15 protein-coding genes are annotated in these 12,356 nt (G+C 61.1%); 4 read left to right on the top strand and 11 right to left on the bottom strand.

Annotated features, from left to right (window positions below; translation table 11 throughout):
- Positions 1-7: 7 nt before the first annotated feature.
- Positions 8-1,153, bottom strand: coding sequence for a cytochrome d ubiquinol oxidase subunit II (gene cydB / locus H2LOC_RS09150; protein WP_136496125.1), 1,146 nt, complete (start codon positions 1,151-1,153; stop codon positions 8-10).
- Entirely contained in the window at positions 1,131-2,765 is a 1,635-nt protein-coding gene (locus H2LOC_RS09145; RefSeq protein ID WP_136496124.1) for a cytochrome ubiquinol oxidase subunit I, read from the bottom strand. Before H2LOC_RS09145 ends, cydB begins: the two co-directional genes overlap by 23 nt.
- A 429-nt stretch (positions 2,766-3,194) precedes the next feature.
- On the opposite strand from H2LOC_RS09145, the gene H2LOC_RS09140 reads away from it, so the two are divergent.
- Positions 3,195-3,569 carry a hypothetical protein gene (locus H2LOC_RS09140; RefSeq protein ID WP_136496123.1) on the top strand — a complete coding sequence of 125 codons (375 nt, stop codon included), beginning with the start codon at positions 3,195-3,197 and terminating at the stop codon, positions 3,567-3,569.
- Between the two features lie 127 nt (positions 3,570-3,696).
- On the opposite strand, the gene H2LOC_RS09135 is transcribed toward H2LOC_RS09140, so the two are convergent.
- The 5 genes from H2LOC_RS09135 to H2LOC_RS09115 all read right to left on the bottom strand — a co-directional run bounded on the left by H2LOC_RS09135 (position 3,697) and on the right by H2LOC_RS09115 (position 6,592).
- Entirely contained in the window at positions 3,697-3,858 is a 162-nt protein-coding gene (locus H2LOC_RS09135) for a Flp family type IVb pilin (RefSeq protein ID WP_136496122.1), read from the bottom strand.
- Between the two features lie 102 nt (positions 3,859-3,960).
- Entirely contained in the window at positions 3,961-4,602 is a 642-nt protein-coding gene (locus tag H2LOC_RS09130) for a DUF502 domain-containing protein (RefSeq protein WP_136496121.1), read from the bottom strand.
- A 98-nt stretch (positions 4,603-4,700) separates the two neighbouring features.
- A complete protein-coding gene (locus H2LOC_RS09125; RefSeq protein WP_136496120.1) occupies positions 4,701-4,997 on the bottom strand; it encodes a hypothetical protein in 297 nt (98 codons plus the stop codon).
- A 158-nt stretch (positions 4,998-5,155) separates the two neighbouring features.
- Positions 5,156-5,629, bottom strand: coding sequence for a hypothetical protein (locus H2LOC_RS09120; RefSeq protein WP_136496119.1), 474 nt, complete (start codon positions 5,627-5,629; stop codon positions 5,156-5,158).
- A 3-nt stretch (positions 5,630-5,632) separates the two neighbouring features.
- A complete protein-coding gene (locus H2LOC_RS09115) occupies positions 5,633-6,592 on the bottom strand; it encodes an N-acetylmuramidase family protein (protein ID WP_136496118.1) in 960 nt (319 codons plus the stop codon).
- 291 nt (positions 6,593-6,883) lie between these two features.
- On the opposite strand from H2LOC_RS09115, the gene H2LOC_RS09110 reads away from it, so the two are divergent.
- The 3 genes from H2LOC_RS09110 (at position 6,884) to H2LOC_RS09100 (ending at position 8,771) form a co-directional block, all read left to right on the top strand.
- Positions 6,884-7,090 carry a hypothetical protein gene (locus H2LOC_RS09110; RefSeq protein WP_136496117.1) on the top strand — a complete coding sequence of 69 codons (207 nt, stop codon included), beginning with the start codon at positions 6,884-6,886 and terminating at the stop codon, positions 7,088-7,090.
- Positions 7,091-7,211: 121 nt separating this feature from the next.
- Positions 7,212-7,358 (top strand): hypothetical protein, encoded by a 147-nt coding sequence (locus H2LOC_RS09105; protein WP_154331608.1) that lies wholly within the window; start codon positions 7,212-7,214, stop codon positions 7,356-7,358.
- A gap of 537 nt (positions 7,359-7,895) precedes the next feature.
- Positions 7,896-8,771 (top strand): hypothetical protein, encoded by an 876-nt coding sequence (locus H2LOC_RS09100; RefSeq protein ID WP_136496116.1) that lies wholly within the window; start codon positions 7,896-7,898, stop codon positions 8,769-8,771.
- 85 nt (positions 8,772-8,856) lie between these two features.
- Here the strand turns inward: H2LOC_RS09100 and H2LOC_RS21920 are convergent, their stop codons facing one another.
- From H2LOC_RS21920 to H2LOC_RS09085, 4 genes are all read right to left on the bottom strand, one after another.
- On the bottom strand, positions 8,857-8,991 hold the full coding sequence (locus H2LOC_RS21920; RefSeq protein ID WP_281350559.1) for a hypothetical protein: 135 nt from the start codon (positions 8,989-8,991) through the stop codon (positions 8,857-8,859).
- Positions 8,992-9,067: 76 nt separating this feature from the next.
- A complete protein-coding gene (locus H2LOC_RS09095) occupies positions 9,068-10,978 on the bottom strand; it encodes a right-handed parallel beta-helix repeat-containing protein (RefSeq protein ID WP_136496115.1) in 1,911 nt (636 codons plus the stop codon).
- Positions 10,979-10,983: 5 nt separating this feature from the next.
- Complete coding sequence (locus H2LOC_RS09090; RefSeq protein WP_136496114.1) at positions 10,984-11,352, bottom strand: hypothetical protein; 369 nt, start codon at positions 11,350-11,352, stop codon at positions 10,984-10,986.
- A 30-nt stretch (positions 11,353-11,382) separates the two neighbouring features.
- Positions 11,383-12,225: a hyaluronate lyase N-terminal domain-containing protein gene (locus tag H2LOC_RS09085; protein WP_136496113.1), complete on the bottom strand. Its 843-nt coding sequence runs from the start codon at positions 12,223-12,225 to the stop codon at positions 11,383-11,385.
- Positions 12,226-12,356 lie beyond the last annotated feature (131 nt).

Below are 12,356 nucleotides of genomic sequence, written 5' to 3'. Positions count from 1 at the left end.
CAGCGCCTCAGTAGGCGTGCCCGCCTTTTTCGAGAAAGCGCGCGTCGATCCGGCCCCTGAGCACGCGATAGACCCAGGCCGTGTAGGCGAGCACGATCGGCAGCAGGACCAGCACGGCGATGAGCATGATGAGCAAAGTCGTCCGGCTGGAGGAGGCGTCCCAGACGGTGAGGCTATGGGCCGGCTCCAGAGAAGACGGCATGATGAAGGGAAACATGGCGAAGCCCGCTGTTGCGACGACGCCGGAGACCGACAGCGCGCTGGCCAGAAAGGCGACACGCTCGCGCTGCAGTCGCAGCAGCCTCGCCGCCGCCAGAGGCCCGATGAGGCCGAGGATCGGCGCGGCCAGCATCCACGGCCGGGCGCGGTAGTTCTCCATCCACAAGCCGACGCCGGTCGTCACCGTCTTATGCAAAGGGTTGGACGGTGCATTGGGAGCGATTTCGCTCGTTATGGCGTAGCCGCTCAGGAAGAACCAGGCGCAGACGCCGCCGACGGCGAAAAGCGCGAATGTCGCCAGCGCGGCGTAATAGCCGGCGACTCCGGCGCGGTGGGCGACTTTCTCGCCCGCCTTCATATAGAGGAATGCTGCGCCGTGCATCGCGATCATGGCCAGGCTGAGGAGGCCGCAAAGCAGGGCGAAGGGATTGAGCAATTCAAAGAAGCCGCCCTTGTAGACCGCGCGCATGTCGGGTTCGATGATGAAGGGAACGCCCTGCAGCAGATTTCCGAAGGCGACGCCGAAAATCAATGTCGGGACGAATCCGCCGACGAACAGCGCATAATCCCAGAACGAGCGCCACAGCGGGCGGTCGATCTTGCCCCGGAACTTGAACGCCACCGGCCGCAGGATCAGCGCGACCAGCGTGAGGAACATGGCGACGTAAAAGCCGGAGAAGGACGCGGCGTAGACCGGCGGCCAGGCGGCGAAGGACGCCCCTCCGCCGAGGATGAACCAGACCTGGTTTCCTTCCCATACAGGGCCGACCGAATTGATGAGAATGCGCCGCTCTTCGTCGTTGCGGCCGAGGACGGGGAGCAGCATCGCCGTTCCGAGGTCGAAACCGTCGAAAACCGCAAAGCCGATCAGCAGGACGCCCAGCAGCGCCCACCAGATGACGCGCAGCGTGTCATATTCCAGAGGGACCTGCACCTTTCGGCTCCATTCTCTCGAGACTCGGGTGATGTAGCGTCCTCGGCTCCATCTCGACTCCGCCGGGCGGCGCCAGCCGCGTTGCAAGATCGGGAACGAGCCAGCTCTCGCTCGGCCCCAGGCGGACGTATTTTGCGAGCAGATAGAGATCGACGACGAGCAGCGCGGTGTAGAAAACGACGAAGCCGGCGAGGCTCAGCCATATGTTGGAGGCCGCTATCGGCGACGCCGCGAGAAACGTCGGCAGCACGCCTTCGATGATCCATGGCTGACGGCCATATTCGGCGACGATCCAGCCGAGTTCCGCAGCGATCCAGGGGAGGGGCAGGGACCAGAGCGCGAGGCGCAGCAGTCCCTTGCGCCGATCGAGCCGCCGCCGCGCGGCCACAACGAAGGCGTAAGCGAAAAGCGCGATGAAATAAAAGCCGATGGCGACCATGATGCGGAAGGACCAGAACAGCGCCGGCACATTGGGAATGGTGTCCCACGCCGCGCGGTTTATGTCGTCGGCGTTCGCGCGGGTCGGATCGTCGACGTAGCGGCGCAGCAGCATGGCGTATCCGAGATCGCGCTGGCGCATGGCGATCGTTCTGCGCGCGGCCTGGTTCGCGGGATCGCTCTGCAGAGACAGCATCGCCCGGTAGGCCTCGACGCCGCGGCCGATCCGGAGCTTGGCGTCGTCGACGAGGTCGAAGATGCCGGGAATGGCCTGTGTCAGGGAGCGTGTCGCGATGAGGCCGAGCGCCCAGGGCGCCTCCAGCGCATAGCGCGTCTCATGCTTGTCCTGATCGGGAATTCCGAAGATGGTGAAAGCCGCTGGCGCCGGCTCCGTGCGCCACATGGCCTCGATAGCGGCGAGCTTCGCTTTCTGGTTCTGAGTCGTCACATAGCCGCTTTCGTCGCCCAGAACGACGACCGAAAGGGCCGACGCGAGGCCGAACGAAGCGGCTACCGTGATGGATCTTCTGGCGAGTTCGACATGGCGGCCGCGCAGTAGATAATAGGCGCCGATCGAGAGCACGAACATCGCTCCGGTGACATAGCCCGCGGCGACGGTGTGAACGAATTTCGACTGGGCCACCGGATTGAAGATGACGGCGAGAAAATCCGTGACCTCCATCCGCACCGTGTCGGGATTGAAGCGGCTGCCGACGGGATTCTGCATCCATGCGTTGGCCACCAGTATCCACAGCGCCGAAAAGTTGGAGCCAAGGGCGACGCACCAGGTGACGGCGAGATGTCCGGGCTTGCTGAGGCGGTCCCAGCCGAAAAAGAACAGTCCGATGAAAGTGGCTTCGAGAAAAAAGGCCATCAAGCCTTCTATGGCCAGGGGCGCGCCGAAGACATCGCCGACATATTGGGAATAATAGGACCAGTTCATGCCGAACTGGAACTCCATGGTGATGCCCGTAGCGACGCCCATGGCGAAATTGATGCCGAAGAGAATGCCCCAGAAAACCGTCATGTCGCGCCAGATGCGCCGGCCGGTCATGACATAGACGCTTTCCATTATGCCGAGGAGCACCGAAAGACCCAGCGTCAGCGGCACAAAGAGAAAATGATAAAGCGCGGTGAGGGCGAATTGCAGGCGAGAGAGATCGACGACGCTCATCGTACGCCTCCAAAGAGCCAGCTCGCCGCGGAGGGGATGGCCGGGGAGCCGGAAAAGAAAGCCAGATAGATCGCCGCGAGCGCGCAAGCCTTCGCCATAAGTGCGGCTGCGACCTCCAACTCGAGCGCGTGACCCCGGCGGCTGCCTTTCATCGTGCCACTCCAACGCGCGATTGCCCGGCAGGTTCCGGCTCTCGCCCCGCGCCGGGCGAATCCAGGTTCGGCCCGCGATCGGCGAAAAGCTGGGCGACCCTTTGCAAAGGCGCTGTCGCACTGGTTAAATGCAGTGCAATCTCGCCGCCGCGACTATCCCTCGGACGGGTTCGTTTGAGCGGGAAAGACGCGAAAAAACATAATGATGCAGCGCATTCTCGTGGCGAAGGCCTGGCGCCTTTTGCGGAATGCGCGCGAGATCGAGGGAGGAAGAAAAGTGAAAAGAAATGCTGCAGCGGCTTTGTCCGCCTTTTTGCTGTGCGCCGGCCCGGCTCACGCCGACGTCCAGATGTGGAATGTCACCGAGGTGGGGCCGGACGGCGCGCAGGGCCAATGGATGGTTACTGTCGACGCTTCCGCCAACATCACCGCCCGGACCAATATGCAGTTCGATACCGGGGCGCCGCTGTCCTACACCGTAGAGGGTTCGGTGAAGGACGATGCTTTCCACGCCACATTCAACGACAGGAGCGACGGAAAGAAGAACTGCGTCGCGACCGGCAAGGTGTATCTCAATGACAACAAATCCCATAAGGTGATCGGCGAGGTGCAATGCGCAGACGAAAAATTCTTTTTTCGCGCCGGCTACTGACGCTTGCCGGGCGTCTCGCGCACGCCAGATAAGGGCGCAGGCGTCCAATTTCCAGGGATATCTCGCCCGGCCCGCCAGCCGGGCCTTTTTATGTGCGCCGCGGGGGACGCGCGGCGCGGTTCGCAATTTACATCAGGTTGCCGGCGACCTCGTTGAAGGCAAGCGCCAGTCCGCTGCCGATTGCGCTCATTATGGATATCGCGACAATCGACATCAGCGCAGCGAACAGACCATATTCAATCGCGGCCGCTCCGGAATCCTCATCCGGCAGAAAATGCGGAAGGATCATGGAAACCGTCTCCGGGTTTGGGGACAGCGCGTTCAGGTTACGGCGCGCGACCCTGACGAAAGCTTGCGACGCTCGGATAAAACACAAAGGCCGCGATGGAAATCAGTCTCCGCTTCGATTCTGAGGCGAGGAGGGGAGCGCAGGCGCGACTGACTTGCGTCGCAGCAAGGCGCTCTGGCCGGCTCCATATTGCGCAATGCAGCGGGCGAGTTCGGGGAGGGTGACGTCGAGAAACACGACGCGATCCGCCGAAACGACATGCACTATTCCGGAGAATGGCGCAGGAGAGGACGGGAGGAACACGGTGAAATTGCCGTCGTGGCAGTCCTCGATGACATAGGCGGGGCGCTGAATTCCCTCCGCAAAGACGATCATCGCCGGGCGAAACCCGCCGAACGACTCCGGCCGCGCCGCCTCGGAAAGGAGATTTTTCAGCACGGAGTATCCCGGCAGAAGCTCGAGCGAACGATGTTCGATCCAGGCGAAGAGCCGTTTGAACAATGCGGCGCGAAGCAGCGCGCCGAGCAGGAAAGACAAAAGGATAAGAAGAAGAACCGCAAGAATGCTTCTGTGCTCGGGGGTGTCGGAGATCAGCGCTTTGGGAGCCAAGCGCAGGATCGGCGCGGCGAGCCTGCCGACGGTCGCGATCGACTGGGCGAACACCCCCCAAACCAGCAGCAGCGGGACGATCACGAGCAGTCCGCCCAGGATGGCGTTTTTGAAAAATTCGGCGATTGCCCTCATTGCCGCAGCTCTCCGGAAGTTCCCCCGACTATTACCATTTTGCTCCGAACATCCAATAAAAAAGCCCCGCCGGGCGCGGGGCCGGCGGGGCGGGGAGGCTATTGAAGGGAACGCCTGAGCCATTGCGGGACGCCATTGGTCGCGGCGTAGATCGCAATCGCGACGAGGCTGCCGAACAGGACGCGGACAGCCCAGATCACCCCGATGAGCCTTTGACGCTCGTCGTTGATCGAGTCCATTTTTTCATTGATCACAGCCAGAGCGGCGTCGATCTGCTCATCGCGCTCTATGCGCGCCCTTTCGATCGTTGCTTCTCTCTCGATTCGCGCTTTTTCGATTTCGTCGAGGCGCGCGCCGATGGCGCCGATATCGCGATAGCATTCCGGAGTCGGCATGGCGTCATTCTCCGAATTCGCGCAGCACCTCGGCGTAGAATGCGGCGTCATTGGAGAGACGCCGATTGGCCATGGCGGCAGCCTTGCGGTTTTCGAGCGCGAAGACTTTCAGATCGTCGCCGGCTTTCGCCTTCGGCAGCGGGGCCGGGCGGCCAAAATCATTTGGAGCGGCTGGGAGATGCGGCTTTTGAACGAGCTGCGGAGTCGAACTCGCGCAGGAAGCGAGCAAAGCCGTCGTCGACAAGACAAGGGCGAGGCGCATGAATGGCGCCAGAGTCGCGGGCGGTCGGGAGATAGGAGGCGGGCGGAACATCGAGATTGTCCTTTGCTCTGAGGTCGTCGATTTTGGCTTGCAGGGCGCGCTGCTCCAGCGCATCGGCCGCGGCGCGATCGGTGGCGTCGCGCGCGATCGTGCGGGTGGCGTCCTGTTCGCGGGCGAGTTCCCTGGCTTGTGCGGCCGCCAGCGCGGCGCGCTCGGCGGCGATGCGGGCCTCATAGGCGCTGCTGGCGGAATGGCAGCCCCACGTATAGGCGAGGCCGGCGAGGAGAAGAGCGCGGCCGAGCGTGGAATTGGCGGCGCCCCAGGCGAGTTTGGCGATGGCTTGAAGGATGGCGAAGAGGGGGATGGGCATGGTTCAAATGCTCCCGTTGATTCCGGTTCGCGCGTCGTCCACCCGCGCGGCGGTGACGGCGTGCGCCCCGCTCCAGATGCGCCAGAAGAAGGCGAGAAGCGCCGCGGCGGCGATGAGAAGCGCGAGGGCCTGCCAATGCGCCTGCGCCCAATCCAGCGCATGGGCGCTGCTCTGGGCCGCGCTGGCGGCTGTGTTCACGGCGTCATTGGCCTGAGAGACGACATCCTGCGCCTGGGCGACCACGGCGCCGGCGGCCGAGACCGCGGCGAGCGCTCCGGTCAGGCCGGTCTTGACCTGATCCGCGCCTTTCACCGTGCGCGAGCCGACGCGGCGAAGATCCTTGGCGGCGAGTTTTTCACGCGGCTTGTCGAGAGGTTGCCACCGCGCATAGGCCTTGGCCAGCAGCGCATCATAATGGTTGCGCTTTTCGCCCGGGCCGTTGTAGCCGAGCGCGAAGGCGCGCCAGTCCTTTTTGCGCAAATGCTCGGCGAGGTCGCTCGCTTCGATAAAGCTCGCCATCTGCTCGAGCTGCGCGCCCTCGCTTTCGCAGGCGGCCTGGAACATGGCGACGGCGGATTCATGGCCGGCGGCTTTGAAGTTCTCGCCGAGGATCTGCCCGAGCCCGATCGAGACCGCGCGGAACGCGCATTCTTCGTCGATTTTGCTGGCGGCTTCGAGCCGGGCGTAATTGGCGTCGCTGGTCTTAGGGTAAGGCTTTTGGCCCCAGCGCGGATAGGCGAGGCCGGCGCGGGTCGCGAGCAAGCGCTTGCCCTGCGGCAGCACGCGATAGAACACATGGGGCTCGAACAATATGATCGGACGGCGCCTGGCGTCATAGCCCGAGTTGCGGCTTTCGACCGCCATGACGGCGCGCAGCGCGGCGGTTTCGCAGCTGAGCTTTGCTGCCGCGCGCGCGACGTCTTCGGCCGTGATGCGCCTTGCGGCGCCGGCGAATGGGATCATTTCGATTTCCTTGGGTTGGATCAGGTAAGAGAAATCGCGCCGAGGATCAGTGCGGCGCAGAGGAGAAATCCGGCGAGATGCGAGGCGTAGGATTCGAGCGCCTGCGGCCGGCGGCCAGGTGCGGAGATCATCGAGCCGCACCGACGGGGGCTCGGGCTCATGCTCGGTCGCCCAGGCGAGGATGAGGACGGACGCGAGGAAGGCCGCAGCGCCGAGGCACGACACGGCGGCATTGCGCACTTTACATTACACCAATGTTCCGCTAGTGTTCTCATCGTTATAGTTAAGGCAATGACGAACCTGACAGACAGGATTTTCACCGACGAAACCGCCGCCCGCGCGCATTTTGCGCGCCATTGCGGCACCGTCGATCTGGCTAAGGGTCCTGAAGGCAAAGGCCATCGCTCTGATCTCTGCGTGTGCCGCGCTTGCTGCGAGCATTTCACGGTGACGGTTAGAAGAGTCATGGAGTCGAGCCATGTCCTGCAGCATAAGTGAGCGGCAGGTTTTCACCTTATGGCGTCCGGCAAGAAAGGCATTTCGGCGCATCAGTTCATGCGCAACCTCGGCCCCGGCTCCTACCGCACGACATGGTTCATGGCGTACAAATCGCGAGGCCATGGTCGATCGCGACCCGGAGCCGCTTGACGGCAAGGACAAGACTGTTGAAGTCGACGAAACCTATATCGGCAAACCGAAACTGTCTTCGCCAATGGCAAGGGCTGGGTTGGGAAGCGCGGCGCTGCGACCGGGCAAAAGGCCTTGAGGATGGTTGAGCGCGGCGGACACGCCGTTTCTATCAAAGCCACGCCATTTCTATCAAAGTCGACAATCTCACGATCCCAACGATCAAGAAAACCCTAGGGGCGCATATCGTTCTGGATTCGACGCTGCACACGGGTGAGGTGCAGTTCCAAAAGAAGCCGGGTAAGGCCTTCTCTGCGCATGAACGGGAACCCTGGTGACGGCGAATATGTTCGTGGCAAGATTACAACGAACACCGTTGAGGGCTTCTTCAGCATCTTCAAGCGCGGTATGCGCGGGGCGTATCAACCTTCCCACTTTTCGAACCGCGTTGGCCACGGAGTTGATGACACAGAACGCGCTGAGCGTGCCATTAAAGGAGTTTCAGGTGAGAGGCTTGCCTATCAAAGTTCTAATTCAACTCAAGCGAAACAAGCGCAGGCTATAAGGAGCTTCGCTTTTCGGCTAGGCTTGAGGTGATCGAATCTCTTTAGCCCCTCGCGGGGGCCTTGGCGCGATGCGACGCCCCGATAATAATTTTTGTCGGGGTAGGAGGCATGTGCAAGGCTCGACGAATACCAGCCATCATTCGCTGCTCGATCTCCTCATTGGTGAACACTTCTATATCTTTCATGGTGCTAGCTTGCTCTCGAAGACAGATGACGTCGCTTATGGCGCAAAACTAAAGATTGAACGCGCCAAGCAGCACGTCAACGATCTTAACAGGGAAATGGAGGCTTTCATGGCCCAAAAGCCCTTTCGATTGATTGCGAGACAAGATCCAAAGTCCGCAACACGCACCATCAGCATCAAAACCTATTGCCCCATCCCCGAACAGATTTCCCTTATCCTAGGCGATGCGATCCATAACATGAGATCGGCCTTGGATCTTTTGATTTTCAGTATGATTGGACATTTGGTTACCAACCCAGATGGGCTCTACTTCCCTATTGCCAAGAGCTATGACCGACTTAAAGGAACGCTTGAAAGTAGACAGATAAAGTTGGCCGGAGAAAATGTTGTCGCTGAGATAGAGGCGCTTGAGCCTTATCCTGGGGGATGCGAAGAACTTTGGGAGCTTCAATGGCTTGACGTTAACGACAAGCATAAGATCATCATCCCGGTGGGAATGGTTCCGCATCTTGCAGCCAGCGACATCAATAAGATAGATTCTAGTATCCGAATTTTCGGAACCAAGGAAACATTTATAGTTCCTATTCAGCCGGAAATATTTATAATCCAACTCGGCGGCAACCGAGCTGCCAGACGCGCGATTGTCCCTTTCGCAAAGGAGACAGAGTTCCAACCGACTTTTATTCTCTGCTTCGGCGAGTCCCAACCTTTCCAGTTTCAGCCCATTCTGCCTACCCTCCATCGACTCATCAGAAGGGTCGAGCGAGCAATAGAAAAAATAGTCGGCGCGTACAACCATTGAGGTGGCTTTGCAGGTCTTTTTGTCGGGATCCGACATCTTTTTTGCCTTGGTTTGCAAAGTGCATTATTTGGGCGCCCGGTCTGCGCTAGGTCGATCTGTCTTCGAGTCGCATCGGCGGTAGCTCGCGCTCGTCCTCGATCGCCCATGCGAGGATGAGGATGGACGCGAGGAAAGCCGCAGCGCCGAGACAGGACACGGCTATAGACAAGCGCTCGGTCATAATCGCCTCGCCGGCCCTTCGATGATGATGCGCGGCAGGATCGCCGCCACGGCGAAAACCATGGCGGCGCGAAACATCAATAATTCAGCGACGTGTTCCAGGTCGCGATCCACGAACCGGAAGCCGTTCCGTGACCCGTAACCAGCCCCGCGGAACCGAGAGTTCCGAGCGCGGCGTTGGTGTTTTTGATGAACACGCTGTCGGAGCGCAGCACATAGGCCGCCGACAGATCGACCGAGAAATCCGCACAGTTCCCGACGAAGGTGAAGTCGCTGGTTCCCTGCGTGGAATAGACCTGATTTCCGGCAGGGAAAATATTGCCACCGCCGCTCGAAACCGTGACGTGAACATTCCCGGCCAGGATATAGAGGCCGGCGCCGCTCATGCCGACGACATCATTTCCGGCCATATGAACCTTCGCCGAGGTATAGAACTCGATCACGCTTTTCGCGTTGACATAATTGTTGTTCACCACGATCTGCGGGACATTCCCCATTGTCGATACGAACCGGGCCAGGGCGCGGCCCTGATCCATTTTGTTGTTGTTGAAGTTGATTTTGTCGATGCTGCTGGTGGTGTTGTAGAACAGCGTGCCGTAGCTCGAAGACGGGCAGGTGATGTAGCAGTCGTCGAAGCTGATCTCGCCGAACACCTGCCCGGCGCCGACGTAAATGCCGTAGTCGGCCGTCGCTGGCATGTAGAACCTGCAACGGCGGAAATTCAGCAGCTTTACGGTCGATCCAGTATGGCCCTGGATCACGACCGGGGCCTGATCCAGACCGATCGTAGCGTTCCGGTCGGTCGATAAGTCCTCGACGGTGATGAGGTCGAAATTATTGGTCCCGCCGGCATCGTCGATGAGGAAAGCCTGAGCCGCGAAACGATCATGAGTTTGCACGTCGCGTATAAGCAGCGATCCGTTATAAGCGGCGCCGCTGTTCGGCCCGAGCAGACGGATCATCGTTTTTGGCGAATCGGCCGCGTTGGCCGGGTGATAGGACACGCCGTCGAAAATATTGTCGTCGGTGTACCATGCCGGATCGGTCGAATAGAGCGCGACGCTGTAGCCGCGATAGGATTTGACGTTTTTGACCGTGCAGCCGAGCACGTCGCCGCCGGAGATGTCGTAAGACGCGTAAGTCGCCGACTCTTCGGTGTGCAGCGACACCACGTCGTCGCCGTTGTCTGAATGCACGCCCTCGATCCAGGCGTCGAACGTCGGGCCGTAGACCTTCACCGCATCTGATGCGCCGTTATGATCGAACTCGCGGCCGACGAAGTAGTTCGACGCCGCGATGCAGGTTCCGAATTTGCCCGAGTTGCGGGTGCGGACGTGATCCATGTTGGAGTTGGCGACGCCGAACAGAACAATGGCGTGCAGATCCGCCGAAGCCGCATATGGCCCACTATTGTTGGCGAGATCATAATCGATCGTGCCGCCGTAAATGCCGAGGTCGTGATCGCCGAGCTTGGCCTTGATGGTCCCGGTCGGGGCCGCCGCGGGCATGCGGCGCAGGATCACCACCGGGTTTGCGGGATCGGTCGCGTCGACGACGCGGAAATTGCCGGTGAAAGCGCCGTCCGTCGTGCCTTTCTGGCCGAATACGACAATGAAATCACCGTGCGCCGCGGTGAAGCCGCCGCCGATATTGATGGTGGCGAGCATCGGCGTCGACGACGACCAGGTAATCCCGGTGATCGTGCTCCATGCTCTGGTGTAGCAGGCCGATTGGATGACGTTTTTGTTGGTCCCCGGCGCCTGCCGGATCGTCAGGCGCGGGTCGATATGCAGCCTTGTGTTGGAGCCGAGGACGAGCGGCGCAGAATGGTAGGCGACGCCGGAGCCGAGCAGATAGATATCGCCGCCGGCGTTGACCGCAGCCTGGGCGCGCGCGAGGTTCGTCGCAGCGTCGGAGAGGTTGAGGCTCGGCGCCAGCGTTGTGGTCACTGTCGCGGGAGCGGCGGGAGGGATTGCGGGTGCAGTCATTATCGTCAGTTCCCCGTGTAGTAGTAGACGTCGCCGGCCGTGCCGTTGACATAGATGGAAGAGGCGTTGAGCACCGCGCCGGACCAGGCTTCGCCGGGCAGGAGGCGATAGCCGGCGCCGGTGCCGTCGTCCGTCGTCGTGACGCCTGCGGCGCCGACGAAGCCGTTGCCGGCGTTGCTGATCTTCGCCTTGACGACGACGCCGTTGAGAAGAGCCTGCGAGGGCAGCGCAACGGCGGCCCCGGTCGTCGCGATCTTGATCTGTCCGACGAAGAGAGACGCAGGAGTGGGAGAATATGCGGCGTAGGCGGGCGCATATCCGCCGGGATCTAGGACAGGAGTCGCAACGCCGTTGATGTTGAGCTGATCAGTCATTCGATTTCTCCGTTGGTGGGATGGCTCGCATCAAGCGATTGCAGGGCTCGGCGCGAGATAATGGACGGTCATCCGAAGCTGACCGCCGGTGAAGCTGCCGCCCGCCGCCGTGTAGACGATCGGCGTCGCCGAATAGTACGGATCGGGACCGATGATTCCGGCATTCCCGGAGCCGGCCGCCACGCTGAGCGAGGAGCCGAATTGAGTGGGATTGCCGGTCGTGCCGCAGCTATAGGAAGTCGCGCCGGAAATTGCGGTCACGACATGATTGGAAACGGCGAGCAGGATGCAGTTCGCCGGAATTTGCAGAGACGGCGTGGTGGTCGCGCCGGAGAGCGTGACAAGCTGTTCAAGGCAGTTGGCCGCGACGGCGCCGCCATGCGACCCCTGGGCGAGAAGACCTGGAAGTCCGCACGCGAGGAACCACCCGTTGACGCCATTGCTGCGCAGGCGCAACGCGGCGTAGGGCATGGCGAGCGCAATCGATGCGACCCCGGCTATCGTGTCGCCACCCGCCGCTGCTACGATGATTTGAGTCGAGGAAGAAACTGCGCCGGATTCATCCTGGATGGTGAGTTCGCGTCCCGCTGGATAGCCCGCGGCTGACGGTAGAACGAAATTGCGCGTCGTGCTGATGGAGGTCATCGCCACGATAGCGTCGCTCGCGAGCAATAGAGCATCCGCATCGGCGATCGCGCGTCGGGAGACTGTCTGAGCTTCCGATAGTTTGGCCGCGGCGAAGCCGCCAGCGGTCGCGCCGTCCTGAACGACGATGCGGTTGTTGGTGGTGTCGACGACGCATTCACCCTGCGCGCCGACAAAAGCGGCTACATTCGCGGCGCTGTCGCGCCGCAACTGGACTTTCACGCTCATGGTGGGAGTCTTCCTGATGGGTTAGAGCATGTTCCCAAAAAGTGCGACGCGGTTTTTGGACAAGAACATGCTCGGTCGATGCAGATGTTCCCAAAAAGTGCGACGCGGTTTTTGGACAAGAACATGCTCGG

This window comes from Methylocystis heyeri, assembly GCF_004802635.2.
Classification (GTDB): domain Bacteria; phylum Pseudomonadota; class Alphaproteobacteria; order Rhizobiales; family Beijerinckiaceae; genus Methylocystis; species Methylocystis heyeri.
The sequence above is the reverse complement of the archived record's forward strand: the minus strand, read 5'-3'. Positions and strand labels throughout refer to the sequence as shown.